Origin of the sequence: Streptomyces silaceus (assembly GCF_001419745.1) — a bacterium.
GTDB lineage: Bacteria > Actinomycetota > Actinomycetes > Streptomycetales > Streptomycetaceae > Streptomyces > Streptomyces silaceus.
Map to the genome: position 1 here is coordinate 1 of NZ_LIRJ01000444.1, position 3,590 is coordinate 3,590.

Genomic DNA, 3,590 nt, shown 5'->3' on the forward strand with positions numbered 1-3,590 from the left:
CTCCTACGCCGCCCACCCCGCGCCCCTCCACGAGGTCGGCGCCCTCCTGGAGGCCCGCTCGGTCCACCCGGGCCGCTCCGCCTTCCACCACCTGATGGCACTCGCCCACACCCACTCCATCCCCAGGAGCCGCGTCGACGCCGTCCTGGAACTGGCCGGCATCCACGAGGCCGCCCGCAAACGCGTCAAGGGCTTCTCCCTCGGCATGGGCCAGCGCCTCGGCATCGCGGCCGCCCTCCTCGGCGACCCCGCCACCGTCATCCTCGACGAGCCGGTCAACGGCCNNAACGGCCTCGACCCCGAGGGCGTCCTGTGGATCCGCAACCTCCTCAAGTCCCTGGCCGCCGAGGGCCGTACGGTCCTCGTCTCCTCCCACCTCATGAGCGAGATGGCCCTCACCGCCGACCATCTGATCATCATCGGCCGCGGCAGGCTCCTCGCCGACACCACCGTCGACGCCTTCGTCCGCGCCTCGGGCAGCGGCACCGTCAAGGTCGTCACCCCCGAGGCCGGCCGCCTCACCGAACTGCTCGCGGGACCCGGCGTCCGGATCACCGGCGAGGCGGGCGCACTCGACGTACGCGGCACGGACGCCGAGCACATCGGCCGCACCGCCGCCGCCCACGGCATCCCCCTCTGCGAACTCACCCCGCACACCGCGTCGTTGGAGCAGGCCTTCATGGACCTCACACGCGACTCGGTCGAGTACGTCGCCTCGACGACCACCCCCGCCACCCCGCACACGGAAGGAGTCGCCGCATGAGCACCACGACCCCCGCAGCCGGCCGAACCAGCCGCCCGGCCACCCCGTACCGCCTGAGCGCCAAAGGCGTCGTCCGCTCCGAGTGGCACAAGCTGTGGACGCTCCGCTCGACCTGGATCACCCTGGTCACCGCGTTCGCCCTCGTCCTCGCCGTCGGCATCACGATGGGCGCCACCTACGACGGCGACGACGCCGAGATCGACACCGTCGTCTTCACCCTCTTCGGCACCCAGCTCTCCCAGATCTGCCTCGCCGTCCTCGGCATCCTCGTCACCGCGGGCGAGTACTCGACGGGCCTGATCCGCTCCTCGCTCACCGCGGTCCCGCGCCGCCTGCCCGTCCTGCTCGCCAAGGCGGGCGTCTTCACCGCGGTCGCCCTCACGGTCACCCTCGCGACGAACGTCATCACGTTCCTCGTCTCCCAGATCTGGCTCACGGACACCGACAAGGCGCTCTCGCTCACCGAATCCGGAGTCCTCGGCGCCCTCACGACCAGCGCCGTCTCCCTCACCCTGCTCAGCCTCATCGCCCTCGGCCTGGGCGCGCTGTTCCGCTCGGTGCCCGGCGCCATCGGCGCGTTCGTCGCCGCCGTCCTGGTCCTGCCCGAAGTCCTGTCGATGCTGCCCTTCGACGCCGTCGACACCGTCCTGAGGTACTTCCCCGCCCAGGCCGCGAGCGCGCTCGGCTCGGTCACCCGCGTCGAGAACTCCATCGCGCCCGGCACGGCCGTCCTCACCCTCGCCCTGTGGGCGGCGGCGGTCCTGGCGACGGCGGGCGCGCTGCTCAAGCGGCGCGACGTGTGACCTCGGCCACCCACGGCCGCCCCGGGCCGTACGAGGATGAGCCGGTGACCGAACCCCACCCCCTCACCCGGTACCTCCAGCGCTCGGCCCAGCGAGTGCGCGCCTTCGACCGGCGCCGCCCGCTGGTCTGGGACGTACTGGTGACGGTGTTCTTCGTGATCGCCGCCCTCGTCGACGGCTCCGGCGGCTGGCGCAACACCGCGGCCAACACCGACATCGCCCCCTGGCAGATCACCGTGATGAGCCTCGGCCTCTCCGTGCCGCTGCTGTGGCGCCGCCACCACCCGCTCATGGCGCTCACGGTGACGGCGGCGACGACCGTCGCCAGCAACTGGACGGGCGCCTGGCTCCAGTCCGCCCTCATCCAGTTCATCGTGGTGTTCAACATCGCGCTGCGACTGCCGCCGAGGAGCCTGGGCAGGGCGGCAGCGCTGACCCTGCTGCCCATGACGGTGTGCGCCTTCCGCTACCCGCCGGGCAGTTGGGACGAGCTGATCGTCCCGCAGCTCTGGTCCTTCGTGGTCGTCGCCCTCGCCGGCATCGCGGTGCGCTCCCGCCACGACTACACCGAGGCGCTCGTCGAACGCGCCCGCCGCCTGGAGGTCGAGCGCGACCAGCAGGCCCGGCTCGCCACGGCGGCCGAACGCACCCGCATCGCCCGCGAGATGCACGACATCATCGGCCACAACCTCTCCGTCATCACCGGCCTCGCGGACGGCGGTTCGTACGCCGCCGCCAAGTCCCCCGAGCGCGCCGCCCAGGCCCTCGAAGCCATCGGCACGACCAGCCGCCAGGCCCTCTCCGAACTCCGCCGCCTCCTGGACGTCCTGCGCGACGACGACGTCCTGGGCGACGACGCCCCCGCCCCGGCCGAGCTCGCCCCGCAGCCGGCCCTGACCGACCTGGACCGGCTCATCGACGGCGTCCGGGCCGCGGGCCTCCCCGTACGCAGCACGATCCGGGGCAACCCCGACTCGGTCCCCGCGGGCCGCCAGCTCACCGTCTACCGCGTGGTCCAGGAAGCCCTCACGAACACCCTCAAACACGCGGGCCCCGACGCGACGGCGACCGTCGACGTCAGCTACGGCGAGGACGGCGTCCGGGCCGAGGTGACGGACACGGGCCGGGGCGACTCCACCGCCTTCAGCGCGGGCAACGGCCGTGGGACAGGTCATGGTGGCGGGGCGGGCAAGGGCCGCGGTCTGACGGGAATGCGCGAGCGAACGGCGTTGTACGACGGCACACTTGAGGCCGGCCCGCTGCTCCGCCCGCCGGGCGGCTGGCGGGTCCGCCTCCATCTCCCCGACGACAGCGAGACGACACCGTGACGACCGTGCTCATCGTCGACGACCAGCCCATGCAGCGCTTCGGCTTCCGCATGCTCCTGGAGAGCCAGGACGACATCACGGTGGCGGGCGAGGCGGGCAACGGCAGCGAGGCGGTCCGCATGACGGCCGAACTCCGTCCGGACGTCGTCCTCATGGACATCCGCATGCCCGGCCTGGACGGCATCGAGGCGACCCGCCGCATCATCGCCTCGGGCGCCCGCACCCGCGTTCTGATCCTCACGACGTTCGACCTCGACGAGTACGCGTACGCGGGCCTGCGCGCCGGAGCGTCCGGCTTCCTCATCAAGGACGCCCTGCCCGAGGAGCTGCTCTCCGGGATCCGCGCGGTCGCCTCGGGCGACGCGGTGGTGGCCCCCAGCCTGACCCGCCGCCTGCTGGACACGTACGCGGATCGGCTCCCGTCCGCCGGCACCACCTCCGCCGACCCGGCGAGGGACCCGCGGCTGGCCCCGCTCACGGACCGCGAACGCGAGATCCTGACGGTCATCGGCCAGGGCTGGACGAACGCGGAGATCGCCTCCTGTCTGCACGTCGCGGAATCCACGGTGAAGACGCACGTGGGCCGCATTCTGGCGAAGACGGGCGCGCGGGACAGGGTGCAGGCGGTGATCCTGGCGTACGACACGAAATTGGTGAGCCCGGCGTAAGGGCCGTAAACGCAAGAAAGCCCCGGAC

The 3,590-nt window shown here is 72.5% G+C and carries 4 protein-coding genes and 1 pseudogene; all 5 read left to right on the forward strand.

Features of this window, described 5'->3' with window-relative positions; translation table 11 throughout:
* Positions 1-284 (forward strand): ATP-binding cassette domain-containing protein (locus tag AOK22_RS43225; RefSeq protein ID WP_244165210.1); only part of this gene is annotated, 284 nt, incomplete at both ends.
* 2 nt (positions 285-286) lie between these two features.
* A pseudogene (locus AOK22_RS43230) lies at positions 287-763 on the forward strand (ATP-binding cassette domain-containing protein); the annotation flags it as partial.
* A complete protein-coding gene (locus AOK22_RS33315; protein WP_055702446.1) occupies positions 760-1,566 on the forward strand; it encodes an ABC transporter permease in 807 nt (268 codons plus the stop codon). The pseudogene AOK22_RS43230 and the gene AOK22_RS33315, both read left to right, overlap by 4 nt.
* 44 nt (positions 1,567-1,610) lie before the next feature.
* On the forward strand, positions 1,611-2,894 hold the full coding sequence (locus tag AOK22_RS33320; protein ID WP_055702447.1) for a sensor histidine kinase: 1,284 nt from the start codon (positions 1,611-1,613) through the stop codon (positions 2,892-2,894).
* The gene (locus AOK22_RS33325; protein WP_055702448.1) at positions 2,891-3,562 is read left to right on the forward strand and encodes a response regulator; all 672 of its coding nucleotides are present in this window, start codon (positions 2,891-2,893) and stop codon (positions 3,560-3,562) included. Before AOK22_RS33320 ends, AOK22_RS33325 begins: the two co-directional genes overlap by 4 nt.
* Positions 3,563-3,590 lie beyond the last annotated feature (28 nt).